Here is a 24,509-nt window from a genome sequence, read left to right on the forward strand (position 1 = left end):
CCCATCTTCGGATGGGTTTTTTTGTGCCTGGTTGAAACCTGACCGGGCAGGGCGTTACTCGACGCGCGTCTCGCCGCTGTACACCAAGGTATTGCGGCAGCGTCTGCACAGGTAGCGCCGCCCCTGACGTACCAGGCTGTGGCGCTGGGCCGAGAAGGGAAAGTCACTACCGACGCAAGGGCAGCGGTAGATGTAACGCGTCACTGTGCGACGTTTGACTTCATAGGTGTGGCAGCGGTTGGGTGGCAGTTCGTAAACGCCACGCATGATTAGCTGCCATTCCTCGCCATGCGGCTGGATTCGATCACCAAACAGCTGGTGGGCAACCAGATGCGCGACTTCGTGGGCCACGGTCTGCTTGAGGAAGTCATCGCTGTTTTCGCGGTACAACTGCAAATTGAATCGCAGCAGGTTTTCATGCAAATGGGCGACGCCAGCCTTTTGCCCACGCAGCTTGAAGCTCACTTCAGGGCGGGGAAAAGGGCGCTTGAAAAAGGTTTCGGCTTGCTGATAACAGGTTTCGACGCGGGATTTGAGCAGTTCGGGCATATCGGGGAACACTCCTGGCCGGCAATTATGCCGCAACCGCCGCGGCGTTGCCGAGCCACCTGTCAGCGCACAGCATCAGGCCGCCTTGCGGCGGCCTGAAGGTTACTGCGCCTATGTTGCTGATTTTCTAATAATGGATGCTAGTTGGTATAGACAGGCCCCACGCCAAGTCCCCAGACAATCACGGTGAAGGCCATGATGGCTACCAGCACCACCAGGCCGACCGCCAATACCGAGCTCGAGAACAGAAAACCTTCATCCGAAGGTATGTTCATGAAGGTCGGCAGGCCGACATAGAGCAGATAAACCGTGTAGCACACGGCTGCCGTGCCGACGACCATCCCCAACCACAAGTGGGGGTAGAGCGCCGCCAGGCCGCCGACGAACAGCGGCGTTGCGGTATAAGTGGCAAACGCGATGCAGCGGGCCATGCTTGGGTTGGCGTCGTAGGTGCGCGCCATCCAGTGAATGAAGGCGCCCATTACCGCGACACCGGCAAGCATTGCCAGGTACGACATGATGGTCATCCATAACGCGCTTTCCTGGGTCAGCATGACCGGGGCGCGATCGCCAATGACCCAGCCGACCTGGGTAGTACCGATAAATGCCGAGATGGCGGGGATCGCCGCCAGGATGAGTGTGTGGGTCAGGTACATGTGGCTGATGCTTTCTTCCTCGCCACGGATTTCTTTCCATTCTTGGTCAGGATGGGTAAACAGCCCCAGTACGTGATGGATCATGCCAGTCACTCCTTCCGTCGTTACCATCGCCCCCCAGCGGAGCGCTTGTGACCCCAAGTGATGGGGGCCAGAGGATCGAGGTCACCTATGATGTGTGGCCTTATGTCGCAGTATAGGAAGGAGTACGCCCCGCAAAGCCGGCTTTTTAGAGCAAATTGCGCTGTAAGCGCCACGGCTAATCACCTTGCAGTCTTTATCGGAAGGGCCTACGCCTGCCGACGGTTTGTGCGTAAAATATGCCGCTTTTGTCACACCTCGCGGATTTCAAGCGCTATGGGCACCCTTTCGGTCAACCAGAACAAACTGCAAAAACGCCTGCGTCGTCTCGCTGGCGAAGCCATTACCGACTTCAACATGATTGAAGATGGTGACAAGGTCATGGTCTGCCTGTCCGGCGGCAAAGACAGCTACACCATGCTCGATGTTCTGCTGTACCTGCAGAAAGTGGCGCCGATCAAGTTCGAGATCGTCGCGGTGAACATGGACCAGAAGCAACCAGGCTTCCCTGAGCACGTGCTGCCGGCTTACCTCAAGACCTTGGGCGTCGAGTATCACATCGTCGAGAAAGACACCTATTCGGTGGTCAAGGAACTGGTACCGGAAGGCAAGACCACCTGCTCGCTGTGCTCGCGCCTGCGTCGCGGCACCCTGTACACCTTTGCCGACGAGATCGGTGCAACCAAGATGGCTCTTGGTCACCACCGTGACGACATTGTCGAAACGTTCTTCCTCAATATGTTCTTCAACGGCACCCTCAAGGCCATGCCGCCGAAGTTGCGCGCCGACGACGGTCGTAACGTGGTGATCCGCCCGCTGGCCTATTGCAGCGAGAAAGACATCCAGGCGTATTCGGACCTGAAGGAGTTCCCGATCATTCCGTGCAACCTCTGCGGTTCGCAGGAAAACCTGCAGCGGCAGGTCGTGAAGGACATGCTGGTGGAGTGGGAGCGTAAAACACCGGGCCGTACCGAGAGCATCTTCCGTGGCTTGCAGAATGTCGTGCCGTCGCAACTGGCTGACCGTAACCTGTTCGACTTCGTCAATCTGAAAATCGACGAAACCGCCACCCCGCGCTTTGTCGACGTGATGAACATCTGACCGGCATGCGCGATTACCAATGGTTGCATGAGTACTGCCTGAATCGCTTCGGCTCCGCGGCGGCCCTGGAAGCCCATCTGCCCCAGGCCAGGAGCGCAGAGCAGCTGCGTGCGATCAGCGCCGATCGTTATCTGTCGACCTTGGCGTTGCGGGTGTTTCGCGCCGGGCTCAAGCACAGCCTGGTGGATTCCAAGTGGCCGGCTTTCGAGCAGGTGTTCTTTGGCTTCGATCCGCACAAGGTCGTGTTGATGGGCGCCGAGCACCTGGAGCGGCTGATGCAGGACACGCGCATCATTCGCCACCTGGGCAAGCTCAAGAGCGTGCCGCGCAATGCGCAGATGATGCTCGACGTGGAAAAGGAGCGGGGTAGCTTTGGTGCCCTGATCGCCGATTGGCCGGTAACCGATATAGTCGGCTTATGGAAGTACCTGGCCAAGCATGGCAACCAGATGGGTGGGTTGTCGGCACCGCGCTTCCTGCGCATGGTGGGCAAGGATACGTTCATTCCGACCAATGACATGAGCGCAGCGCTGATCGCCCAGGACATCATCGACAAGCCACCGACCAGCCAGCGCGACCTGGCGTTGGTCCAGGCTGCTTTCAATCAGTGGCACGCTGAAAGCGGCCGGTCGTTGTGTCAGTTGTCGGTGATGCTCGCGCACACCGTCAATCATTGAGGGGCCTGCCGGGTGATGCCGGTTTAGCCACCCGGTAGAGCGAGCTTGCGCCGCGATCAGTTCGATCCTTCACCGGCCAGGCGCCGGTCATACTGGAAGCGCCAGCGCACATACAGCAAGGCACTGATGAACAGCGCCAGGCTGATTGCCACTTCCAGCCAGCCGAACAGTGCCCGTGCCGGGTCGAATGCAGCCAGTACTCCTTTGATGAAGTACAGGTTGACCACAAAGCAGGTCCAGGCATGAGCGCGGGCGTTGCCCAGTAGCATGCCCGGTAGCAACAACGCCAGCGGCACCAATTCTACCGCCAGGATCACGCCGGTACGGGCGCCATGCAGGTCGGCGAACAACAGGTTGTTGATCGTCAGCAGCGCAATCAGGCCAAAAAAGCTTGCCAGGCTCAATGCGCGGACTAGCCGCAGGCGCGGCATCAACCAGTCGATAGAGGGCAGTACCTTGGGCTTTTTAGCCACGGCTGTTCTCCAGCAGTTTGGCAGTGCTGGCCAGGCGTTGGCCCAAGGCGCGGCACAGGGCGATTTCGTCAGCATCCAGGTCGCGTTTGCCGTCTGCCCCGGCGTGATGGCTGGCGCCATAAGGGGTGCCGCCACCGCGGGTTTCCAGCAACGCCGACTCGCTGTAGGGCAGCCCCATGATCAGCATGCCGTGGTGCATCAACGGCAGCAGCATCGACAGTAGGGTCGACTCCTGGCCGCCATGCAGGCTGGCGGTGGAGGTGAACGCCGCTGCCGGTTTGCCGACCAGACCTCCACTGAGCCACAGGCTGCTGGTGCCATCGATGAAGTACTTCAGTGGCGCAGCCATGTTGCCGAAGCGTGTCGGGCTACCCAGGGCCAGGCCCGAACAGTGGCGCAGATCGTCAAGGGTGGCGTACAGCGCGCCGGCGACCGGAATGTCTGGGGCCACCGCTTCACATTCGGTGGAAATCGCCGGAACGGTACGAATCCGTGCTTCCAGGCCTACCATTTCGACACCGCGGGCTATCTGCCGGGCCATTTCACTTGTCGAGCCGTGGCGGCTGTAGAACAGGATCAGGATGTAAGGTGCGCTCACGGCAGGATCTCCAGAACCTTCTCCGGAGGACGGCCAATAACCGCTTTGTCACCGGCAACCAGAATAGGGCGCTCGATCAGTTTCGGGTGCTTGACCATGGCGTCTATCAGTTGCGCATCGCTCAAGGCTGGGTCAGCCAGGTTGAGCATCTTGTACTCGTCTTCACCGCTGCGCAGCAGTTGACGCGCATCTATATCCAACTTGCCGAGCAGGGTCGTGAGGGTCGCTGCATCGGGTGGGGTTTCCAGGTAGCGGACCACGGTGGGTGCCAGGCCACGGGCTTCGAGAAGTTCCAGGGCTGCGCGAGACTTCGAGCAGCGTGGATTGTGATAAAGCGTCAGGTCAGTCATGTTCGGGTCGCATCCAGCAGGGTGTGGCAGCTATTCTAACCGCAGCGACTTCGCATTTTGCTTGAATCTTCGAGAAGGATTGACCCATGACAAGGCGTTTGGCAGCAGCACTGGCCATCACCGCGAGTTTGTTGCTCAGCGGTTGCGGTGCAGATTATGGCCTGGACCAGAACGGCCAGACCGTGAAAGCCGAGCAGATCGACGGGCACTGGCTGGTGCTCAATTACTGGGCGGAATGGTGCGGGCCATGCCGTACTGAAATCCCCGAACTCAATGCTGCCGCCAAGCAATGGCAGGCGCAAGGCATCAAGGTTGTGGGCGTCAACTTCGACGGCCTGCAAGGCGATGATCTGAAAAAGGCCACCGAGGCCCTGAATATCGGCTTCACCGTCTTGGCCCAGGACCCGGCTGAACGTTATGAACTGCCGCGCAGCGAAGCGTTACCTGTCACCTACATCATCGATGACAAAGGCAAAGTACGCGAGCAGTTGATGGGCGAGCAGACACTGGAAGGACTGAACGCAAAAATCAAGGCTCTCAAGGGGGTCTGAAGCGTCAAGCTACAAGCTGCAAGAACGAGCAGGAGGTTCACCACCTGCTTTTACTTGTAGCTTGTAGCTTAAGGCTACCGTCAACCCTCTTCAGGCCAAAAGCGCAGTGGCTTGCCTTCAGTAGGCCAGAAGCGTACTTGTTCGATTGGCGAGATGTCCCAGCGCTGCACGGTCTCCAGAGCCTGGAGGAAGCGCTTTTCCTGTTCCATCAAAGCCGGTGCGCACATTTTGCGGGTGCTGCCGACTTTGCCGAAGGTGATTTTGTCGCCGTCGAGCTGGTAGGGCGCGAACCAGTGGTTGCAACCGCCATTGCCATACGCCCGGCCATCGCTGGCCAGGGTCAGGGTCAGGTGGCTGTAGTCCATCAGTGGGCGCTCGCCAATCCATTCCAGCAGGTAGCTACGCTCCTGCTCCAGCTTCATCGGCTCGGCAGCGCAGCCCAGCAGCGCTGTGCCGGTCAGTGCCGCGAGCAGCAGGTTTTTCACTGGGCCGTCTCCTTGCATGTCGGGCACAGGTGCTTGTCGCCACGGCTGCTCCAGCCAAGCTCGGCGATGCGTGCACTGGCGGCTGGCTGCAAGGCTTTCTTGCCAAGCTTGGCGTCTACCGCGAACTCGAAGCTGAGGTTGGCCTGGCAACTGTCGCAATTGACTTCCCAGGTGTGGATCGCCAGCTCGCCGAACACCGGGCCACTGGCCACTGCGACCCATTGGCCTGTCGGGTTGATCAGGTGGCGTACGGTTTCCACGGTCAAGCGCATGGACAAGTCCTTGCTGCCCTTGAGGGTGACCAACAGCACGTCGTTTTTCTTGATCGAACCACCATTGCCGGTCACTTGGTAGCGACCCGGCACCAGGGCGCGGCATTCGATCAGGGTGTACTGCGGATTAAACAGGGTGTAGCGGAAATCGTGTTCGACCATGGGTCCTCCAAATCTGCCGCGTATCCTAGCATCAACCCTCGACCAAGTTCTGCGGATTGCCTGCCGCCCAGCGGGTAATGTTGTCCAGCGTAGTTGTGGCAATGGCTGCCAGTGCTTCGCGGGTGAGGAACGCCTGGTGGGCGGTGACGATTACGTTGGGGAAGGTCAGCAAGCGCGCCAACACATCGTCCTGCAATGGCAGGTCGGAGCGGTCCTCGAAAAACAACTGGGCCTCCTCTTCGTAGACGTCCAGGCCCAGATAGCCCAGTTGACCGTCTTTCAACGCCTCGATCAGCGCTGGTGTGTCAATCAACGCGCCGCGACCGGTGTTGATCAACATGGCCCCCGGCTGCAACTGGGCAAGGCTTTGTGGGTTGATCAGGTGACGCGTCTGTTCGGTCAAAGGGCAATGCAGGCTGATGATCTGCGCCTGGCGCAACAACTCCGGCAGCTCAAGATAGGTGGCGCCCAACGCCAGCAACTCAGGGTTGGGGTAGGGGTCATACGCCAGCAGCTTGCAGCCGAAGCCGGCCATGATGCGTGCGAAGGTGGCACCAATCTGACCAGTGCCGACCACGCCGACCGTTTTGCCATGCAGATCGAAGCCGGTCAGCCCGTGAAGGCTGAAGTTGCCTTCGCGGGTGCGGTTGTAGGCGCGGTGCAGGCGGCGGTTCAGCGCCAAGATCAGGGCGACGGCATGTTCCGCCACGGCGTGCGGTGAGTAGGCCGGGACCCGTACCACTGCCAGGCCCAGGCGTTTGGCTGCGGCCAGGTCGACATGGTTGTAGCCGGCCGAACGCAGGGCGATCAGGCGAGTGCCGCCGTCGGCGAGGCGCTTGAGCACGTCGGCGTTCAAATCGTCATTGATGAAAGCGCACACCACTTCATGGCCGTTGGCCAGGGCTGCGGTGTCTTCAGTCAGGCGCGCCGGTTGAAAGTGCAGGTCCAGGCCGTGGCGTGCCGCAGCACTGGTAAAACTGTCCTGGTCGTAGGTCTGGCTACTGAAAAACAATACGCGCATGGAGTCATCCTGAGTCGATTGCGAACAAGTCTAACCGCGGGCGCCAGTGTTGAACTTGCTTTGGATCAGGCGCTCAGGCGTGCCTGGGCGGTCAGCCGCAGGATAGCCCGGTCCAGTTCGTCCAAGGCTCGCGGGGCTTCGGGGTCATTCTGTTTGAGCAAGGTTTCACTGCGTTGGCAGGCTGCGCGCAACTGTGGCACGCCGCAGTAGCGCGAAGCGCCATTGAGACGGTGCACGCGCTCGATCATGCCGTTGCGATCCGCCGCTTCACGGGCGATGCGAATAGCCTCGCGGTCGGCCTCCAGGGATGCCAGCAACATGGCCAGCATGTCGGCGGCCAGGTCCGGCTTGCCCGCGGCCAGACGTAAGCCTTCTTCGGGGTCGAGAACCTTGAGTTCGCTGCTGTTGGCGATGCGCTCCGGTGTGCGCTCGTGGTTTGGCGCGCTGAGGTTCAAGCCGGTCCACTTGAGCACCACCTGGGCCAGTTGGCGCTCGCTGATCGGTTTGGTCAGGTAGTCGTCCATCCCGCTGTGCAGCAGCGCACGCTTTTCGTTGGCCATGGCGTGGGCGGTGAGGGCGACGATAGGCAGTGGCGCTCCACCTTGGCTGATCTCCCACTGGCGTATCTGTTCGGTGCATTCGCGACCATCCATGCCCGGCATTTGCACATCCATCAGCACCAGGTCGAAGCGTTCATCCTGAACCGCCTGCACTGCCGCGTAGCCGCTGTCGACCGCCAGCACTTCGGCGCCTAGATCCTCGAGCAAGGTTTGCACCAGCAGAAGGTTGGCCGGGTTGTCGTCGACGCAGAGCACTTTTGGTGATGGCTGGTCGCTGCTGGTTTTGGCTTCACTGTTGATGCGCCGTGGCTGCACCAGGTCCAGCAGGGCCCGGCGCAATTTGCGCGTGCAAGCAGGCTTGGCTTGGAGTTGGCCGTGGGCGTTGGGCAGATAAGGGTGGTAAAGCGCCTGCTCGGTGGTTGGACACAGCACCAGCGCCTGGCAGTCCAGGCGCTCCAGTTGTTGCACGTACTGCCCCAGGCGCTCAGGAGAAACGCTGTCCAGGTTTACGCCCATGACCGCCAGGGTAAAGGGTTCGCCGGCCATCCGTGCGGCTGCTACTGCGTGCAGCAGTGGGTCAATGGAGTTGAAGGCGGTAACGCGCAGGCCGCAATCTTCCAGTTGATGTTCCAGGGCCTGCAGCGCCAGTTCGTGGGCGTCGACTATCGCCACCCGACGGTCCACCAGCGATTGCAGCGGCAAGTCCTCGGCATCGTCGCGGGCCTTGGGCAGACGCAGGCTGACCCAGAATTGCGAACCTTCGCCTGGGGTGCTGTCGACTCCGATTTCACCGCCCATCTGTTCGATCAGGCGCTTGGCAATCACCAGCCCCAGGCCGGTGCCTCCCGGCTGGCGCGACAGGGAGTTGTCGGCCTGGCTGAAGGCCTGGAACAAGGCGCGGACGTCCTGATTGGTCAGGCCAATCCCAGTGTCCTGGACACTGATCCGCAGTTGCACGCTGTCTTCGTGCTCTTCTTCGAGCATGGCCCGGGTAACAATGGTGCCTTCGCGGGTGAACTTGATGGCGTTGCTGACCAGGTTGGTCAGGATCTGCTTGAGGCGCAGTGGGTCGCCCACCAATGACAAGGGGGTGTCGCGGTACACCAGGCTGACCAGCTCCAACTGCTTGGCATGCGCGGCCGGGGCCAGAATGGTCAGGGTGTCCTGGATCAGGTCGCGCAGGTTGAACGGTATGCTGTCGAGCACCAGCTTTCCTGCTTCGATCTTGGAGAAGTCGAGGATCTCGTTGATGATGCCGAGCAGGTTGCCGGCAGACTTCTCGATGGTGCCCAGATAGTCGTGTTGACGCGGCGTCAACTCGCTTTTTTGCAGCAGGTGGGTAAAACCAAGAATGCCATTGAGCGGTGTGCGGATCTCGTGACTCATGTTGGCAAGGAACTCGGACTTGATCCGGCTGGCTTCCAGGGCCTCTTTACGGGCCATGTCCAGTTCGATGTTCTGGATCTCGATGGTTTCCAGGTTCTGTCGAACGTCTTCGGTTGCCTGGTCGATACTGTGTTGCAACTCTTCATGCGCGTTTTGCAGGGTTTCGGCCATGCGGTTGATACCCGAGGCCAGCTCGTCCATCTCATAACTGCCCATCACCGGCAGGCGCTCTTCCAGGTTGCCGTCCTTGAGTTGGGTGACAGCGTGCTTGATCTCGCTGATGGGGCCATTGATTGCGCGGCTCATGCGCAGCGCCAGCAAGGCAGTGGCGAGCATGCCGAAGAAAATCAGCAACAGGCTGGTGAACAGGCTGCGGTAGCCGCGCAGCAGGGTGCCATCGTGGGACAGTTCGATTTCTACCCAGCCCAGCAGCCGATCAGCTTCGCTGGGAATGCGATCACCGGCCAGGTCGCGATGATGACCGAAGACGGGAAGCAGGTAGCGGGTTGCATCTTTACCCGAACGCTCGAGCATTTGTGTGCCGCCGCCGGAAGGCGCTTGATTGAGCATGGAGGGGCCGGCATGGGCAAGGTTGTTGCGGCCCGGATCGCGGAAAGCCACCGCACGTACATCCGGTTGTTCCAGCGCCTGGGCAGCAATACGCTCCAGTTGCGCCGGGTCGTGACGAACCAGAGCTGGGGCGACCAGCGGCGCGAGGTGCTCGGCAATCATTTTGCCGCGCTGCAACAGTTGGGACTGCAGCTCGTTCTGCTGCAGCCAGGTGAAATAACTGCCCAGCACCAAGGCCATCAGCCCAGCCGGCAATAAAGCTAACAGCAACACGCGGCTGCGAATTCCCAAACGATTCAGCACGCAACTCTCCTGTGCCTGGCAAGTGCTGTAGCCGCCCTCAGCACACGTTGTGCGGGCAAGACGGAAAAGTACCGCGCCTTCTCGCGCATTGCACCCATTTGTATCTACTTTTGACTCTGGGCAATTCGCCCACCTCAAATCAACCAGCAGTTGCGGGTTGCCTGTGCAAGACAATTGCTCAATAATCGCGCAATTGAGAATTACTAGCAGCAGCCAATGAATCCCGTAGCTATTAGCGAGTCCAGCATTCTTGCCATCGAGGACGATCCGGTCCTCGGTGCCCATTTGCACGAAGAACTGCAGCGTGGCGGTTTCAAGGTCACCTGGTGCAAGAATGGCCTGGATGGATTGGATGCTGCGCGCGCGTCGCGTTTTGATGTCGTTCTGATGGACATCCTGCTTCCGGGTCTGAACGGCCTGGATGTGTTGGCCAAGTTGCGTGAAAAAAGTTCGACGCCGGTCATCATGATGTCGGCCCTGGGCGCAGAAGCGGATCGCATCAGTGGTTTTCAGCGGGGTGCTGATGATTACCTGCCCAAGCCGTTCAGCATGGTTGAGTTGCAGGTACGAATTGAAGCGATCCTGCGCCGCGTTGCTCTGGAACGCCGTCGCCAGCAGCCAGCTCCCACCCCGCAGGTCGGGGCGCTACAGTTCGACGAGCAGACCTGCGATGTGTGCTGCGACGATCGTTGGGCGGGCCTGACCCTCAGTGAATACCGCCTGCTCGACACTTTGCACCGCAGCCATGAGGAAGTGCTGAGCAAGGCCTTCCTCTATCAGCAGGTGCTGCAGCGTGGCTATTCCCGGCATGATCGCAGCCTGGACATGCATGTCAGCCAGATCCGCCGAAAGCTCAAGGCCATCGGTTACCAGGAGCGTGAAGTGCGCACTGTGTGGGGCAAGGGTTATGTGCTCAGTGCGGCAGAGGTCAACTGAATTGCCCAATCGCCACTCGTTGTTCTGGAAACTGGCCATTCTTCTGATCGGCTTTTGCCTGCTGATGATCGGTCTGAGCATGAGCTGGGGCCGTCATATGGAAACCCAGAATGCCTTTCTCTCCGATGACGCTCGTGCCACCTTGACCGGCTATGCCGCCGAGGCCGAGCAAGCCTGGGAGCAGGGCGGCCAGGCTGGGGTGGATGCATGGCTGGCCGAGATGGCCGACAGGGAAGATACCTGGATGGCAGTGCTGGGCGAGGATTTACAGTCGTTGAGCAGCACACCGCTGCTGTCTGAGCAAAGCCGCAAGATAACCTTTTTACGTGGCATCGATTGGCCCGTGAGCCGACGGGTAATCGGCCTGCCATGGATGCGTGTACCATTTGTGCAGCACCCGGAACGAGGGTTGCTGGTAGTGGAGTTGCCAGAGCGCCTGATGCCCGGCCAATACCGCCTGTTCTGGCAGTTCATCACCAATGGCGTGATCCCCGGACTGTTCACCCTGCTGCTGTGCGTCGGGCTGTATCGCATGTTGATCATGCCGTTGATCCAGTTGCGTGAGCAGGCCAATGCCTGGCGGGCGGATCGTTTGTCGGCGCGGGTCGCCAGCAGCACCACCAGTCGTCAGGACGAACTGGGTGAGCTGGGGCGCGCATTCGATGACATGGCCGAGCGGCTGCAGGGCACCGTCGCGTTGCAACAGCAGCTGTTGCGCGACCTTTCCCATGAGTTGCGCACCCCGCTGAGCCGCCTGCGCGTGGCCTGCGAAGGTGAAACCGATGCCGGGCAACTGCGTGAGCGCCTGGGGCGCGAGGTCGATTGCATGCAGCGCCTGGTCGAAGACGCCCTGCAGTTGGCCTGGCTCGATACCGAGCGCGCGCCGATGAGCAAGGAGCCGATCCAGATCCAGGCGCTGTGGGAAATGCTCGCCGAAGACGCCTGCTTCGAAAGCACGTGGCCGTCATCGCAATTACGTTGCGATGTTGGTCCCGCGTGCTGGGTGCAGGGCAACCTCAATAGTCTGGCCCAAGCCTTGGAAAACATTCTGCGCAATGCCATCCGCCACTCGCCGGCCAATGGTGTGATTCGCCTGGGTGGTCAGCGCCAGGGCGAGCACTGGCTGCTGTGGCTGGAAGACCAGGGTGGCGGTGTGGCCGAGGGCGAACTTGAACGGATCTTCGCCCCCTTCGCCCGCCTGGATGGCTCGCGCCCTGGAGACGGCGGCTTCGGCCTGGGCCTGAGCATTGCGCGCAACGCAGTCGTGCGCCAGGGCGGACGCCTATGGGCGCAGAACACAGGCCAAGGCCTGCGCCTGAACTTCCAGCTCCCCGCCTCAGCCTGAAGCTTATAGCTTTCCGGCATAAGCCCAGTACATTGCGTGATATGGACAGGGCACTTTTGCCGGTATGATAGGCGCCCCCGCAGTCTGGATTGCGAACTACGCCATGACCTTGCAGTACCCAACCATCGCCGATTGCGTCGGCAACACGCCTCTGGTCCGCCTGCAGCGCATTGCCGGTGAAACCAGCAACACCCTCCTGCTCAAGCTTGAAGGTAATAACCCGGCAGGTTCGGTCAAGGACCGACCCGCGCTATCGATGATCACCCGAGCCGAACTGCGTGGGCAGATCAAGCCAGGCGATACGTTGATCGAAGCGACCTCGGGTAATACCGGCATCGCCTTGGCCATGGCGGCGGCGATCAAGGGTTACAAGATGATCCTGATCATGCCCGACAACTCCAGTGCCGAGCGCAAGGCAGCGATGACCGCCTATGGTGCCGAGTTGATTCTGGTCAGCAAGGAAGAAGGCATGGAAGGCGCCCGCGACCTTGCCGACCGTCTGCAGGCCGATGGCCGTGGCCTGGTGCTGGACCAGTTCGGCAACGGTGACAATCCAGAAGCGCACTATGTCAGCACAGGGCCCGAGATCTGGCAGCAGACCCAGGGCAGCATTACTCATTTCGTCAGTTCCATGGGTACCACCGGCACCATCATGGGCTGCTCGCGTTACCTCAAGGAGCAGAACCCGGCCGTGCAAATCGTTGGCTTGCAGCCGATGGAAGGCTCGGCGATTCCGGGCATCCGCCGCTGGCCGCAAGAATACCTGCCGAAAATCTACCAGTCCGATCGCGTTGATCGCGTGGTCGACATGGCGCAGGTCGAAGCAGAAGAAACGACGCGTCGACTGGCGCGAGAAGAGGGCATTTTCTGCGGCGTGTCCTCGGGTGGTGCCGTGGCGGCGATGTTGCGCCTGTCGCGTGAACTGGAAAACGCCGTGATCGTGGCGATTATTTGTGACCGTGGCGACCGTTACCTGTCGACCGGCATTTTCGACGCGGCGAACTGATGTCCAAAAGTAAACGCAACAGCGGTCTGCGCTTCCAGCCGACCGGCGGCAGCCGTGCACCACAGATTCCTACGGGAAAAAAGCAACGCCTGCGCATTGAGCGCCTGGCGGGGGATGGCCGTGGCATCGCCTTTTTCGAGGGGCGTACCTGGTTTGTCAGTGGTGCGCTTGCCGAAGAAGAGGTTGAGGCCCGGGTCCTCAATACCCATGGCAAGGTCGTCGAGGCACGCCTGGAGCGTGTTTTCAACGCCAGCCCAGAACGCCGCGAAGCGCCGTGCAAGCACTTCGATCGGTGTGGCGGCTGCAACCTGCAGCACTTGGCCCACGCTGATCAGTTGAACATCAAGCAGCGCTTGCTCGCTGAGCAGTTGCAGCGGGTGGCCGGTGTGGTACCCGAGCAATGGGTCGCGCCGTTGACCGGACCTGAGTTCGGTTACCGGCGTCGGGCGCGCGTTGCGGTGCGTTGGGACGTCAAGGCGAAGAAGCTTGACGTCGGCTTTCGTGCCGAGGCCAGCCAGGACATCGTCGCCATCGAAGAGTGCCCGGTACTGGTACAACCCTTGCAGTCGATCATGCGTCACCTGCCAATGCTCTTGCAGAGTCTGAGCAAGGCGCAGGTGATTGGGCATGTCGAATTGTTCAGTGGCACGGCGTTGGCCTTGCTGGTGCGCCATACCGCTGCACTGGCTGAGGGCGACCAGGCGCGCTTGCAGGCATTCTGCAATGAGGCAGGTGTACAGCTATGGTTACAAGGCGAGGGTGAACCTTCGGCTGTCGAGGCAGGTCAGACCCTCGGCTTTACCCTGGCACCGTGGAATCTCGAGCTTGCCTACCGGCCTGGAGATTTCGTTCAGGTGAACGCCGAGGTCAACACCGCGATGATCGAGCAGGCACTGCAATGGCTGGCGCCAAAGGCTGACGAGCGGGTACTCGATTTGTTCTGCGGCCTGGGCAATTTCGCCCTGCCGCTGGCTCGGCAGGCACGTGAAGTGGTGGCAGTGGAAGGTGTACAGGCAATGGTCGAGCGAGCAGCGGCCAATGCACGAAGCAACAATTTGCATAATGTGCAGTTTTTTCAGGCCGATCTATCGCAGCCATTGTCCGCCTCTGGCTGGGCCGCTGGGGGCTTTTCTGCGGTACTCTTGGATCCACCGCGAGACGGTGCTTTCGAGGTGGTGCGAAAAATCGCAGACCTCGGTGCGAAACGTCTTGTATATGTATCGTGCAATCCGGCAACCCTGGCCCGCGACACGCTCGAGCTGGTCAGGCAGGGTTACCGGTTAAAATGTGCCGGGATTCTCGACATGTTTCCTCAGACGGCGCATGTCGAAGCCATGGCGTTATTCGAAGCGGGCTAGCGGGACTGGCGCGTCAGGCGCTGCACCTCGGGTCCGGCAGGGGCAGCACCAGTGATTTCAAGCGCATCGTGAATGCGCTGTAGGGAAAGGTAAACAAAGATGGTACAGGTGAGAGTACACCAGCCGGTCAACACCGACGGCAGTATCAATCTCGAAGCATGGCTGGATCATGTGGTGAGCGTCGACCTGGCGCTGGACCGTGAAGCGCTTAAAGAGGCTTGCGAGTTCGCTCAGGAAATCGAGAAAAAGGGCAACCCGGCCAAGCATTCCTGGGCTGACGGAACCTCGAGTTTCCAGGCCGGCCTGGAAATTGCCGAAATCCTTGCCGACCTCAAGCTCGACCAGGACTCCCTGGTCGCTGCGGTTATCTACCGTGCCGTGCGTGAAGGCAAGGTGACCCTGGCCGAAGTCGGTCAGCGTTTTGGTCCAGTGGTGTCCAAGCTCATCGACGGCGTGCTGCGCATGGCCGCTATCAGCGCCAGTCTCAGCCCACGTCAATCGCTGGTACTGGGTTCGCAAGCGCAAGTCGAGAACCTGCGCAAAATGCTCGTGGCCATGGTCGATGACGTGCGCGTGGCGCTGATCAAGCTGGCCGAACGTACCTGTGCAATTCGCGCGGTCAAGGGTGCTGACGACGAGAAGCGCAACCGTGTCGCCCGCGAAGTTTTCGATATCTACGCGCCCCTGGCGCACCGCCTGGGTATCGGTCATATCAAGTGGGAGTTGGAGGACCTGTCCTTCCGCTACCTGGAGCCCGATCAATACAAGCAGATCGCCAAACTGTTGCATGAGCGGCGCCTGGACCGTGAACGCTTCATCAGCGATGTGATGAACCAGCTGCAGAACGAACTGCTGGCCACCGGGGTCAAGGCCGATATCAGCGGCCGAGCCAAGCACATCTATTCGATCTGGCGCAAAATGCAGCGCAAAGGCCTGGAGTTCAGCCAGATCTACGACGTGCGAGCGGTGCGTGTACTGGTTCCGGAAATGCGCGACTGCTACACCGCGTTGGGGATCGTGCATACCCTATGGCGGCACATCCCCAAAGAGTTCGATGACTACATCGCCAACCCCAAGGAAAACGGCTACCGCTCGCTGCACACTGCCGTTATTGGTCCTGAAGGCAAGGTGCTTGAAGTCCAGATCCGAACCCATGCCATGCACGAGGAAGCCGAACTCGGCGTGTGTGCGCACTGGCGTTACAAGGGTACCGATGTCAAATCCAGCTCCAACCATTACGAGGAGAAAATTTCCTGGTTGCGTCAGGTGTTGGAGTGGCACGAAGAATTGGGCGACATCGGCGGCCTGGCCGAGCAGTTGCGGGTGGATATCGAACCGGACCGGGTGTATGTCTTTACCCCGGACGGGCACGCCATCGACCTGCCCAAAGGTGCTACGCCGCTGGATTTCGCCTACCGGGTGCATACCGAGATCGGTCACAACTGCCGTGGCGCGAAAATCAATGGGCGGATCGTGCCGCTCAACTACAGCCTGCAGACTGGCGAGCAGGTCGAGATCATCACCAGCAAGCACGGCAATCCGAGCCGCGACTGGTTGAACTCCAACCTGGGTTACGTCACCACCTCGCGGGCGCGGGCCAAGATCGTCCACTGGTTCAAGCTACAGGCGCGTGACCAGAACGTCGCGGCCGGTAAAACCCTGCTCGAGCGCGAGCTCAACCGTTTGGGGCTGCCGCAGGTGGACTTCGAACGGTTGGCTGAAAAAGCCAATCTCAAGGCCGCCGAGGACATGTTCGCGTCGCTCGGGGCTGGCGATTTGCGTCTGGCGCATCTGGTCAACGCGGCGCAGCAACTGGTGGAACCGGAGCGCAGCGGGCATATCGAGTTGGTGCCACGCAAAGCCACCGGCTACAAGCCGGGCAAGCGCGGCGATATCCAGATCCAGGGCGTCGGCAACCTGCTCACGCAAATGGCCGGGTGCTGCCAGCCGTTGCCGGGCGATGCGATTGTCGGCTACATCACCGTAGGCCGTGGTGTAACCATCCACCGTCAGGATTGCGCCTCGGTGCTGCAACTGGCCGGGCGTGAACCGGAGCGGATTATCCAGGTAAGCTGGGGGCCGGTACCGGTGCAAACCTATCCGGTGGATATCATCATTCGTGCCTACGACCGCCCAGGCTTGCTGCGAGATGTCTCCCAGGTATTGCTCAACGAGCGGATCAACGTTCTGGCGGTCAACACCCGCTCGAACAAGGAAGACAACACGGCGCTGATGTCGCTGACTATCGAGATTCCTGGCCTGGATGCCCTTGGGCGCCTGCTGGGGCGGATCTCGCAGTTGCCGAACATCATCGAGACGCGGCGTAACCGTACGCCTTGAGACTGTCATCGCGCAGCCCGCCCCGCAGTGTGGGGGCGGGCTAGCCTCGCGAAGGCCCCAGCAGAGAGCACCGATGTATACCCTAGACGACCTGCTTCACCTCATGGCCCGACTGCGTGACCCGCAGCACGGTTGTCCATGGGATTTGAAGCAGACCTACGCGACCATCATTCCCTATACCCTGGAAGAAGCCTATGAAGTGGCCGACGCGATCGAGCGCGGCGATTTCGAGCACTTGCAGGGGGAGTTGGGCGACCTGCTGTTCCAGGTCGTCTATTACAGCCAGTTGGCCCGTGAAGAAGGGCGATTCGAATTTGCCGGGGTAATCGACAGCATTACCCGCAAGCTTATCCGTCGTCACCCTCACGTGTTTCCCACCGGCGAGCTGTACGCGTCATTGGATACGCCAAAGCTCGACGAGGCCGAGGTCAAGCAGCGCTGGGAGCAGATCAAGGCTCAGGAGCGCGCCGAAAAAGGCGTTCCCGAACAGCTGTCGTTGCTTGACGATGTGCCGGCCGCCTTGCCAGCGTTGTCCCGGGCCGCCAAGCTGCAAAAGCGTACGGCCCAGGTCGGCTTCGATTGGCCCGATCCTTTGCCGGTGCTGGACAAGGTTCGAGAAGAACTCGACGAAGTGCTGCAAGCGATGGCCGACAATGACAGCGAGGCGTTGGCCGATGAACTCGGTGACCTGCTGTTTGCCACGGTCAATCTGGCCCGGCATTTGAAAGTCGACCCGGAAAACGCCTTGCGCGGCGCGAATCAAAAGTTTGAACGACGTTTCCGTTTTATCGAGCAGGCATTGCGCGACAGTGGGCGTCCGATTGAAGATTGCACCCTAGAAGACATGGATGCGCTTTGGGGCGAAGCCAAACGTCAGGAAAAGAACCTGCCCAGCTGCGGCTGAGTAGACGCACATAAGTGAGTGAACGATGAGCCTTTCCCTTCGTGACCAATTGCTCAAAGCCGGTCTGGTTAACCAGAAGCAGGTCAAGCAGGTCAGTAAAGAGCAGAAAAAACAGAAGCGCCTGGAGCATAAGGGCCAGGTCGAAGTTGACGATACCCAGCAGCGGCTGGCCAAGGAAGCCATGGCCGAGAAAGCCAAGCGCGACCAGGAACTGAACCGCCAGCAGCAGGAGAAAGCCGAGCAGAAGGCCCGTGCCGCCCAGGTCAAGCAATTGATCGAGGTGTCGCGCCTGCCTAAGTTGACCACCGAGGACTACTACAATTTCGTCGACGACAAGAAGGTCAAGCGGCTGTCGGTCAATGCCCTGATGCGCAGCAAGCTGAGCAGCGGCTCACTGGCCATCGTTGCCCATGGTGGGGGGTACGAGGTTATCCCGCGCGAAGCGGCACTGAAGATCCAGGAGCGCGATCCCAAGCGTATTGTCCTGCTCAACACTCAGGTCGACGAGCCGGATGCCGATGATCCTTACGCAGCCTATGTGATCCCTGATGATCTAATGTGGTAAACACGACAAACCCCGCCTTGGCGGGGTTTGTTCTTTCTGCAGGCTATTCCTGCTGCCGCCTGGCCTCCAGGCATTCCAGTTCGATTCGATAGTTATGGGCTTCATGCTCGGTATGGAACATGCCTACCAGTTCGCCTTGTTGGTGCACATCCCAGATGCGTACACCCGCAGCCAGGACTTCGTAGGACATTCTGTTGTCGTCGTGCTCAGTTACTTTGACAGTCATCTGCAAACTCCGATTCAGTTACCTGCGGCACCTTGTCGCAGGTCTCTTTTATAGAGTTTGTTAGCTGGCTACGTAAATGCTTGGCGCATGAAACATCTTTCATGCAGGCGTCTAATCGCTCGCGTAAAAAAAGAAACCCCGCACCGGGCGGGGTTTCAGCGTAACCAGCAGCAGGGCGATAAATCAGTTGCCCTTGACCGCCTTGCCGTCAACCGTACCGTCCTGCAGCACGATTACGTACTCTTTGCCGTCGGTCTCGACCTGGCGTAGTTGTACCAGCAGGTAATCCCAGTCTTTGGCAAACCACAGCTCGGTGATGCGCTTGCTCTGGCTTGGATCGCGTACGCGCTCGACCTTGATGGCTTCGACCTGACCGGTCTTGGTGGTGACTTTTTCGGTACCCAGGACGCGGAAGTCATAGGTGTCGATCTCGTCGCCATCGACCACTTGGTAGCTGACGCTCTTCTTGCCGGCGGCCACATCGTGTTGCAAGGCCAGTTGGTAGGTGGACTTGTCCAGTACGCCGCGGTTAAGCGGCAGCTTGACTGCATCACCACGGTCGGAACCGGTAATGAGCTTGCTGTTCCAGTCGAAGTCGAGGTCGACCTTCTTGGCTTTGCCCAGGCCGCCACGTTCGAAGTGGTAGGTCTGTGGCAGCAGCGTGTCCTTGTCCAGGCGCAGGGTACTTTGCTCGGTCAGGCTGGCGATCATCATCGATGCCTTGAAGTTGAGGCTCCAGGTACCGTTGGCGTTCTTTTCCAGGCTGCGTTCAGCGGTGCCGCTCATTGGCAGCTGTTTCCAGTCGGCGGTGTAGCTGGCCGAGAATGGCTTCAGATCGGCTGCCTGAAGTGGCAGTGCGAGCACGGCAAGTGCGAAGAGCAGGGCGCGACGCATATTATCTCCTAGGGTCGAATCAAGTGGCCGCTGGCCGCCAGGGGCTGGCCATCCAGTAGAGCACCGTGCTCGCCCAGGCGCAAACGACCTTCGGCAAACCAGCGCACCGCCAGCGGGTAAATCTGATGTTCCTGGCGGTGAACCCTTTGCGCCAGGCTTTCCGGTGTGTCGTCCAACTCTACCGGTATTACTGCCTGTACGACCAGCGGCCCGCCATCGAGTTCCTCGGTAACGAAATGCACGCTGCAGCCATGCTCGCCGTCACCGGCCTCGAGGGCGCGCTGATGGGTGTGCAGACCTTTGTACTTGGGCAATAGCGATGGATGGATGTTCAGCAGGCGGCCGTGATAATGGCGTACGAATCCTGCGCTGAGGATGCGCATGAAACCGGCCAGTACCACCAACTGCGGCTGGTAGCCATCGATCAGTTCGACCAGGGCCGTGTCGAATGCCTCGCGACCGTCAAAGGCCTTGTGGTCGAGCACGGCGGTATCGATACCTGCATCGCGGGCGCGCTGCAGGCCATAAGCATCGGCACGATTGGAAATGACCGCGCGGATTCGCACCGGGCTATCGCCGGTGCGAACGCTGTCGATCAAGGCTTGCAGGTTACTGCCGGTGCCAGACAGCAGCACCACAACGTCACAAGTCTTGCTTGGCATCAGTGCGCCTTGACGTTCTTCAGCTCGACCTGGGCAGCGCCTTCGGCGGCAACGCCGATCTGGCCGATAACCCATGGCTGCTCGCCAGCTTCACGCAGAACGTTCAGGGCGGTTTCGACCTGGTCCTGGGCTACGCAGATGACCATGCCAACGCCGCAGTTGAGGACGCGGTGCATTTCGTGCTCGTCGACGTTGCCTTTTTCCTGCAGCCAGTCGAACACCGCTGGGCGTGCCCAGCTGGCGACGTCAACAACGGCCTGGGCGCCTTTTGGCAGCACGCGTGGGATGTTATCGAGCAGGCCGCCACCGGTGATGTGGGCCATGGCCTTGACTGCGCCGGTATCTTTGATCAGCTTGAGCAGCGGCTTGACGTAGATGCGGGTCGGGGCCATCAGCAGTTCGGTCAGCGGTTTGCCGTCGAGCTGGATGTTTTCGATATCGGCACCCGATACTTCGATGATCTTGCGGATCAGCGAGTAACCGTTGGAGTGCGGGCCGGAAGACGGCAGGGCGATCAGTGCGTCGCCAGCGGCAACCTTGGAGCCGTCGATGATTTCGGCTTTTTCCACTACGCCGACACAGAAACCAGCCAGGTCGTAATCTTCGCCTTCGTACATGCCAGGCATTTCTGCGGTTTCACCGCCAACCAAGGAGCAGCCTGCCAGTTCGCAGCCAGCGCCGATGCCGGTTACCACGGTGGCAGCAACGTCAACGTTCAGCTTGCCGGTGGCGTAGTAGTCGAGGAAGAACAGCGGCTCTGCACCGCAAACGACCAGGTCGTTGACGCACATGGCGACCAGGTCCTGGCCGATGCTGTCGTGCTTGTTCAGGTTCAGGGCCAGGCGCAGTTTAGTGCCCACGCCATCGGTGCCGGAGACCAGAACCGGCTGTTTGTAGCCAGCCGGGATTTCGCAGAGGGCGCCAAAGCCGCCCAGGCCGCCCATGACTTCCGGGCGCGCCGTGCGCTTGGCAACGCCTTTGATGCGTTCGACCAATGCTTCACCGGCGTCGATGTCTACACCGGCGTCCTTGTAGCTCAGGGAGGGTTGCTTGCTCATGATCCAGGCCTTTAGGGGGGAGGGATTCAGGGGAATCGACCGTGACCTGCCAGGCATAGCGCAGGGTAATCCTGCTGCCTGACCGTCGCCGGTCTGCGAAGGCGCGCGATTTTATCAGGGTTGCCCCGTAGCGGCCATCCTCAGGCCGACGGGCAGGGCCCAGATCAGCTAAAAAAATCGTCTTTAACCGTGTCCGACTGGTTGCCAGGGCGCAGGCTGTATAAGGTATAGCAAAGGCTATTCGATGAAATCGGGCGCAGTGGCTGAATGTTTTGCACGGTGCTGCGGTCATAGCCACGTTCTTCTATAAGCATCGCTTCTTTATTACCAGGACAGGAATCCTCCATGCGTTTGCGTAATTACCTGACCATTGGCTGTCTTGCCTTGTTTGCATGCTCGGCCCAGGCCGAAACCGTCTCTAGCCTTTATCAGGTCCGCGAGCCGGTCGATGGCCAGGGCGCCGAAGCCCGCGCCCAAGCTACAAGCAAAGCCCTGGACACCCTCGTGTTGCGCCTGACGGGCGACCCCAAGGCACCACAGAGTCCGGCCTTGGCCGGGTTGCGCAAGGATCCGCAACAAATCATCAGTCAGTTCGGTTTCGAAGCTGGGCCACCGGAGACCGTACTGGTGGATTTCGATCCGGGTACCACCGAGCGTACCTTGCGTCAGGCGGGTCTGGCACTGTGGGGCAACAACCGCCCCTCGATCCTCGGCTGGTGGCTGAATGACAGCGTTGAAGGCTCAAGCCTGGTCGGCGATGGCCAGGGCAGTGCCGAGCCGTTGCGCCGTGCGGCCCAGCACCGCGGCCTGCCATTGCGTCTGCCGTTGGCGGACCTCAATGAACAATTGGTGGCAACGGCCAAGAATCTTGAAGGTGCCGATCCTGCGCCACTGCGCGATGCATCCGAACGTTATGGCGCTGATGCGCTGCTGGCCGTTCATGCCAGCGAGGCCGATGGCAAATGGCAGGGCACCTGGCGCCTGTGGTTGGGGGACCAGCGCGAACAGGGCAAGGTCGAGGGCGCCGATCAGGCTGCATTGGCAGATGCCGTAATGCTTGCGGTGAGCAATCGCCTGGCGCCGCGTTTTGTCGCCCGCCCCGGTGCCAGCAGCGATATGCAAGTGCAGGTCCAGGGGATGAACCTGGCTCGCTATGCCGAGCTGGGCCGGGTGCTGGAGCCCTATGGTGCACGCCTCAATCAGGTCGACGGCGATACCCTTACTTACCAGGTGACCGGCAACAGCGATCAGTTGCGTGCCCAGCTCGGTCTGGCCAAGCTCCAGGAGCTGCCCGCCGAGGCGCCGGTACAAGCGCCAGTTGCCGATCCAGCCACTCAAGCCACTGCGGCTAATCCGGCAGCAGCTCAGGCCGCTGCCCCTAAACCGTTCAATGGCCTGCGTTTTCGCTGGTAGTACCGAGGTTGTCCATGACTGATATGCGTCGCTGGGTCTGGCTGGGCGTAGCGCTGCTGTGCGCAGCCTTGTTGTACTGGCTGCACCCGATCCTTTCGCCTTTTCTGGTAGGCATCATGCTCGCCTACCTGGCGGACCCGCTGGTCGATCGCCTGGAGCGTGCCGGAATGTCCCGCACCTGGGGCGTGGTACTGGTCTTTACCCTGTTTACCTTGCTGCTGACGTTGTTGTTGCTGGTGTTGGTGCCGATGCTGGCCAAACAATTGATACGACTCTACGAGCTGGCGCCGCAAATGCTCGACTGGCTGCAGCATGACGCGCTGCCCTGGGTGCAGACGCGACTGGGGCTGGCCGACGGGTTCTGGAAGTTCGACAAGATCAAGGCTGCCATTAGTGGCCATATGGGGCAGACCACCGACATCGTCGGGGTCATTCTGTCCCAGGCCACGGCGTCAGGCCTGGCGTTGCTGGGCTGGTTGGCCAATCTGGTGCTGATTCCGGTGGTGAGCTTCTATCTGCTACGCGACTGGGACTTGATGATGGCCAAGATCCGCCGACTGTTGCCGCGCCAGCGTGAGGAAAGGGTGGTGGCACTGGCCGCGGAGTGCCATGAAGTGCTGGGCGCTTTCGTTCGCGGTCAACTGCTGGTGATGCTGGCGTTGGGCATCATCTACGCTTCTGGCCTGATGTTGGTCGGCCTTGAACTGGGCCTGTTGATTGGCTTGCTGGCGGGGCTGGCAGCGATCGTGCCGTACATGGGTTTCATCATCGGCATCGGCGCGGCAATGATTGCCGGCTTGTTCCAGTTTGGCGGTGATCCTTATCCGCTGATGGGCATCGCTGCGGTCTTCATGGTCGGCCAGGCGCTGGAAGGCATGGTCCTGACGCCGCTGCTGGTGGGCGACCGTATCGGCCTGCACCCAGTGGCGGTGATTTTCGCCATTCTGGCCGGCGGTGAACTGTTCGGATTTACCGGGGTGCTGTTGGCGTTGCCGATGGCCGCGGTAATCATGGTGTTGCTGCGCCATGTCCATGATCTCTATAAAGAGTCGGACATGTATGCGGGCGAGATCGACCCGGAGCTCTAGCTTAATGGCCAAGGGCTTTCATCGATTATCAGGCGTCGATGCAAGCCTTTGATTTTACTTGTGGTCCGCGCTGATTGTGCGACCGGCGCCACGGGTATAAACTTTGCAGACTTTTCACAAAAGGCCCCTTGTGGTTCTTCGGAACTGCCCAGCCAGCATGAAACCGATCCAGTTGCCCTTGGGTGTGCGTCTGCGTGACGACGCCACCTTCATCAACTATTACCCGGGTGCCAACGCCGCAGCATTGGGCTACGTTGAGCGACTCTGCGAAGCCGACGCCGGCTGGACCGAAAGCCTGATTTATCTCTGGGGCAAGCAGGGCGTGGGGCGTACCCATTTGCTCCAGGCGGCTTGCCTGCGCTTCGAGCAACTGGGCGAACCCGCCGTATACTTGCCGCTGGCACAACTGCTCGACCGCGGTGTCGAGCTACTGGACAACCTCGAACAATACGAACTGGTGTGCCTCGACGACCTGCATGTCATTGCCGGCAAGCCAGAGTGGGAAGAGGCCATGTTCCACTTGTTCAACCGCCTGCGCGATAGTGGTCGGCGGTTGTTGCTGGCAGCCTCCAGTTCGCCTCGCGAACTGCCGATCAAGCTGGCAGACCTCAAGTCGCGCCTGACCCTGGCGCTGATCTTCCAGATGCGTGCGTTGTCCGACGAAGACAAACTGCGCGCCCTGCAACTGCGTGCCTCACGGCGTGGCTTGCACCTCACCGATGAGGTCGGGCACTTCATTCTAACCCGCGGCACCCGCAGCATGAGTGCGCTTTTCGATTTGCTCGAGCGTCTGGATCAGGCCTCGTTGCAGGCTCAACGCAAGCTCACCATCCCGTTTTTGAAAGAAACCTTGGGCTGGTAAGGCAGGGTCTAGAGCCTCGGCACATAAAAGTCACATTTTTTTTGATTGAATTTGCAA

General features: G+C 60.2%; 26 protein-coding genes. 13 read left to right on the forward strand and 13 right to left on the reverse strand.

Features of this window, described 5'->3' with window-relative positions:
* Positions 1 to 54 precede the first annotated feature (54 nt).
* Positions 55 to 549 carry a SprT family zinc-dependent metalloprotease gene (locus V0R60_RS10385; RefSeq protein ID WP_330079625.1) on the reverse strand — a complete coding sequence of 165 codons (495 nt, stop codon included), beginning with the start codon at positions 547 to 549 and terminating at the stop codon, positions 55 to 57.
* A gap of 140 nt (positions 550 to 689) precedes the next feature.
* Positions 690 to 1,289: a Yip1 family protein gene (locus V0R60_RS10390; RefSeq protein WP_136474961.1), complete on the reverse strand. Its 600-nt coding sequence runs from the start codon at positions 1,287 to 1,289 to the stop codon at positions 690 to 692.
* Between the two features lie 273 nt (positions 1,290 to 1,562).
* Here V0R60_RS10390 and ttcA point away from each other — a divergent pair, with 273 nt between their 5' ends.
* Entirely contained in the window at positions 1,563 to 2,387 is an 825-nt protein-coding gene (ttcA, locus tag V0R60_RS10395; RefSeq protein ID WP_136474962.1) for a tRNA 2-thiocytidine(32) synthetase TtcA, read from the forward strand.
* Positions 2,388 to 2,392: 5 nt separating this feature from the next.
* Positions 2,393 to 3,064 (forward strand): DNA-3-methyladenine glycosylase I, encoded by a 672-nt coding sequence (locus tag V0R60_RS10400; RefSeq protein WP_330079626.1) that lies wholly within the window; start codon positions 2,393 to 2,395, stop codon positions 3,062 to 3,064.
* Between the two features lie 56 nt (positions 3,065 to 3,120).
* Here the strand turns inward: V0R60_RS10400 and V0R60_RS10405 are convergent, their stop codons facing one another.
* The 3 genes from V0R60_RS10405 to arsC are packed head-to-tail and all read right to left on the reverse strand — an operon-like array spanning position 3,121 to position 4,485.
* Positions 3,121 to 3,537 (reverse strand): DUF2069 domain-containing protein, encoded by a 417-nt coding sequence (locus V0R60_RS10405; RefSeq protein ID WP_136474964.1) that lies wholly within the window; start codon positions 3,535 to 3,537, stop codon positions 3,121 to 3,123.
* Positions 3,530 to 4,135, reverse strand: a complete 606-nt coding sequence (gene wrbA, locus V0R60_RS10410) for an NAD(P)H:quinone oxidoreductase (RefSeq protein WP_136474965.1) — start codon at positions 4,133 to 4,135, stop codon at positions 3,530 to 3,532. The genes V0R60_RS10405 and wrbA overlap by 8 nt, the downstream gene beginning before the upstream one ends.
* On the reverse strand, positions 4,132 to 4,485 hold the full coding sequence (gene arsC, locus V0R60_RS10415; protein WP_136474966.1) for an arsenate reductase (glutaredoxin): 354 nt from the start codon (positions 4,483 to 4,485) through the stop codon (positions 4,132 to 4,134). The genes wrbA and arsC overlap by 4 nt, the downstream gene beginning before the upstream one ends.
* Before the next feature lie 86 nt (positions 4,486 to 4,571).
* On the opposite strand from arsC, the gene V0R60_RS10420 reads away from it, so the two are divergent.
* Positions 4,572 to 5,036: a TlpA disulfide reductase family protein gene (locus V0R60_RS10420; protein ID WP_330079627.1), complete on the forward strand. Its 465-nt coding sequence runs from the start codon at positions 4,572 to 4,574 to the stop codon at positions 5,034 to 5,036.
* 80 nt (positions 5,037 to 5,116) lie between these two features.
* Here V0R60_RS10420 and V0R60_RS10425 read toward each other — a convergent pair whose 3' ends face one another.
* The 4 genes from V0R60_RS10425 to V0R60_RS10440 form a co-directional block, all read right to left on the reverse strand.
* Positions 5,117 to 5,521: an META domain-containing protein gene (locus tag V0R60_RS10425; protein ID WP_371922255.1), complete on the reverse strand. Its 405-nt coding sequence runs from the start codon at positions 5,519 to 5,521 to the stop codon at positions 5,117 to 5,119.
* The gene (locus tag V0R60_RS10430; RefSeq protein ID WP_330079628.1) at positions 5,518 to 5,955 is read right to left on the reverse strand and encodes a hypothetical protein; all 438 of its coding nucleotides are present in this window, start codon (positions 5,953 to 5,955) and stop codon (positions 5,518 to 5,520) included. Before V0R60_RS10430 ends, V0R60_RS10425 begins: the two co-directional genes overlap by 4 nt.
* Positions 5,956 to 5,986: 31 nt before the next feature.
* Complete coding sequence (locus V0R60_RS10435; RefSeq protein ID WP_136474970.1) at positions 5,987 to 6,976, reverse strand: 2-hydroxyacid dehydrogenase; 990 nt, start codon at positions 6,974 to 6,976, stop codon at positions 5,987 to 5,989.
* 65 nt (positions 6,977 to 7,041) lie between these two features.
* On the reverse strand, positions 7,042 to 9,795 hold the full coding sequence (locus tag V0R60_RS10440) for a response regulator (RefSeq protein ID WP_330079629.1): 2,754 nt from the start codon (positions 9,793 to 9,795) through the stop codon (positions 7,042 to 7,044).
* A gap of 216 nt (positions 9,796 to 10,011) precedes the next feature.
* Here V0R60_RS10440 and V0R60_RS10445 point away from each other — a divergent pair, with 216 nt between their 5' ends.
* From V0R60_RS10445 to V0R60_RS10475, 7 genes are all read left to right on the forward strand, one after another.
* Positions 10,012 to 10,731 (forward strand): response regulator transcription factor, encoded by a 720-nt coding sequence (locus tag V0R60_RS10445; protein ID WP_136474972.1) that lies wholly within the window; start codon positions 10,012 to 10,014, stop codon positions 10,729 to 10,731.
* On the forward strand, positions 10,703 to 12,076 hold the full coding sequence (locus tag V0R60_RS10450) for a sensor histidine kinase (protein WP_136474973.1): 1,374 nt from the start codon (positions 10,703 to 10,705) through the stop codon (positions 12,074 to 12,076). The genes V0R60_RS10445 and V0R60_RS10450 overlap by 29 nt, the downstream gene beginning before the upstream one ends.
* Positions 12,077 to 12,179: 103 nt before the next feature.
* Positions 12,180 to 13,082: a cysteine synthase CysM gene (gene cysM, locus V0R60_RS10455; protein ID WP_168198439.1), complete on the forward strand. Its 903-nt coding sequence runs from the start codon at positions 12,180 to 12,182 to the stop codon at positions 13,080 to 13,082.
* A complete protein-coding gene (gene rlmD, locus V0R60_RS10460; protein WP_330079630.1) occupies positions 13,082 to 14,440 on the forward strand; it encodes a 23S rRNA (uracil(1939)-C(5))-methyltransferase RlmD in 1,359 nt (452 codons plus the stop codon). Before cysM ends, rlmD begins: the two co-directional genes overlap by 1 nt.
* Positions 14,441 to 14,539: 99 nt before the next feature.
* Positions 14,540 to 16,780 carry a GTP diphosphokinase gene (gene relA / locus V0R60_RS10465; protein WP_136474976.1) on the forward strand — a complete coding sequence of 747 codons (2,241 nt, stop codon included), beginning with the start codon at positions 14,540 to 14,542 and terminating at the stop codon, positions 16,778 to 16,780.
* A 73-nt stretch (positions 16,781 to 16,853) separates the two neighbouring features.
* Entirely contained in the window at positions 16,854 to 17,684 is an 831-nt protein-coding gene (gene mazG, locus V0R60_RS10470; RefSeq protein WP_136474977.1) for a nucleoside triphosphate pyrophosphohydrolase, read from the forward strand.
* A 25-nt stretch (positions 17,685 to 17,709) separates the two neighbouring features.
* Positions 17,710 to 18,249 carry a DUF2058 domain-containing protein gene (locus V0R60_RS10475; protein ID WP_136474978.1) on the forward strand — a complete coding sequence of 180 codons (540 nt, stop codon included), beginning with the start codon at positions 17,710 to 17,712 and terminating at the stop codon, positions 18,247 to 18,249.
* A gap of 43 nt (positions 18,250 to 18,292) precedes the next feature.
* Here V0R60_RS10475 and V0R60_RS10480 read toward each other — a convergent pair whose 3' ends face one another.
* The 4 genes from V0R60_RS10480 to purM form a co-directional block, all read right to left on the reverse strand.
* Positions 18,293 to 18,475: a hypothetical protein gene (locus V0R60_RS10480; RefSeq protein WP_136474979.1), complete on the reverse strand. Its 183-nt coding sequence runs from the start codon at positions 18,473 to 18,475 to the stop codon at positions 18,293 to 18,295.
* Positions 18,476 to 18,658: 183 nt separating this feature from the next.
* Positions 18,659 to 19,369 (reverse strand): DUF3108 domain-containing protein, encoded by a 711-nt coding sequence (locus V0R60_RS10485; RefSeq protein ID WP_136474980.1) that lies wholly within the window; start codon positions 19,367 to 19,369, stop codon positions 18,659 to 18,661.
* Positions 19,370 to 19,377: 8 nt separating this feature from the next.
* Entirely contained in the window at positions 19,378 to 20,031 is a 654-nt protein-coding gene (gene purN, locus V0R60_RS10490) for a phosphoribosylglycinamide formyltransferase (RefSeq protein ID WP_136474981.1), read from the reverse strand.
* The gene (gene purM, locus V0R60_RS10495; RefSeq protein ID WP_330079631.1) at positions 20,031 to 21,089 is read right to left on the reverse strand and encodes a phosphoribosylformylglycinamidine cyclo-ligase; all 1,059 of its coding nucleotides are present in this window, start codon (positions 21,087 to 21,089) and stop codon (positions 20,031 to 20,033) included. Before purM ends, purN begins: the two co-directional genes overlap by 1 nt.
* Positions 21,090 to 21,434: 345 nt before the next feature.
* On the opposite strand from purM, the gene V0R60_RS10500 reads away from it, so the two are divergent.
* The 3 genes from V0R60_RS10500 (at position 21,435) to hda (ending at position 24,452) form a co-directional block, all read left to right on the forward strand.
* On the forward strand, positions 21,435 to 22,502 hold the full coding sequence (locus tag V0R60_RS10500) for a DUF2066 domain-containing protein (protein WP_330079632.1): 1,068 nt from the start codon (positions 21,435 to 21,437) through the stop codon (positions 22,500 to 22,502).
* Between the two features lie 14 nt (positions 22,503 to 22,516).
* Positions 22,517 to 23,590: an AI-2E family transporter gene (locus V0R60_RS10505; protein WP_136474984.1), complete on the forward strand. Its 1,074-nt coding sequence runs from the start codon at positions 22,517 to 22,519 to the stop codon at positions 23,588 to 23,590.
* A 157-nt stretch (positions 23,591 to 23,747) separates the two neighbouring features.
* Complete coding sequence (hda, locus tag V0R60_RS10510) at positions 23,748 to 24,452, forward strand: DnaA regulatory inactivator Hda (RefSeq protein ID WP_010220358.1); 705 nt, start codon at positions 23,748 to 23,750, stop codon at positions 24,450 to 24,452.
* Positions 24,453 to 24,509 lie beyond the last annotated feature (57 nt).

Source organism: Pseudomonas auratipiscis (assembly GCF_036324085.1).
Classification (GTDB): domain Bacteria; phylum Pseudomonadota; class Gammaproteobacteria; order Pseudomonadales; family Pseudomonadaceae; genus Aquipseudomonas; species Aquipseudomonas auratipiscis.